The organism is Aquiflexum sp. TKW24L (genome assembly GCF_023502205.1).
GTDB lineage: Bacteria > Bacteroidota > Bacteroidia > Cytophagales > Cyclobacteriaceae > Cognataquiflexum.
In genome coordinates this window covers 1-825 of the sequence record NZ_JAMFLG010000091.1, presented here as the reverse complement: position 1 = coordinate 825, position 825 = coordinate 1, and the positions used below count along the sequence as shown (strand labels likewise).

At 37.5% G+C, this 825-nt stretch carries 1 protein-coding gene; it reads right to left on the bottom strand.

The window, feature by feature from the left end:
* Positions 1–406: 406 nt before the first annotated feature.
* The gene (locus M3O96_RS21890) at positions 407–799 is read right to left on the bottom strand and encodes a DUF302 domain-containing protein (protein WP_249725466.1); all 393 of its coding nucleotides are present in this window, start codon (positions 797–799) and stop codon (positions 407–409) included.
* Positions 800–825: the final 26 nt, after the last annotated feature.

The following is an 825-nucleotide window of genomic DNA, read 5'->3' as shown; positions in this document are numbered from 1 at the left end:
AGGATCAAGATGGTTTTGGCTGTGAACAAGTTTTTATTAACCACAAAGTAACAAAGGAAATAATAGTTCATTATTACTGATTTTCCTTTGTGATATTGGAACTAGATGAAAAAAAAGCCCTTGGAACTGGGTTTCAAGGGCTTTTCTATTGCCTGATGGATTGATCATCCAAGGATAATCAATCTTTCTTTCCGTCTTTTTTAGCTTTTTTCTCAGCTCTTTTTTCTTTGAGGTTTTTACCAGGCTTCTTTTTCTCTTCCTTTTTTACTGTTTTTTCTTTTGACATGGCTAGTAAATTTTATAAAAGTTAGCAGATAATCCGCTAATCTCCAATGAAGGAGTTAAGGATTATTTTTATAAGACTTCTCTAAGGTAAAGGATTGCCTGTTTAACCTGTTGATATTCTTCAAACTACCTTCTCGATGACCCTGCTGAGTTTTTGTTGGACTTCTTTAGCGAGGGACTTGATATCCTCATTTCCCATGCTGCCCATAGCGGCTACCGGTTCCATGGCAGATATTTCAATTTCCCCATTTTCCAATTGCCTTAAGGTGACGTTGCAGGGTAGCATGACGCTCATGTGGGGATCTATGGTCAATACTTTGTCCGCGTAGACCGGACTGCATGCCCCCAAAATCAGGAATGGTCTATAATCCTTATCCAATTTCTTTTTCATTGTAGCCTGAATGTCGATTTCGGTCAACACCCCAAAGCCTTCTGATTTCAATGCTTCAGTGATTTTTTCTTTGACAGTAAGAAAATCCTGTTCGTTGATGGTTTTTGAGATATGGTATGTCATAGTTTCATGTAATTAATTCCCTTAAA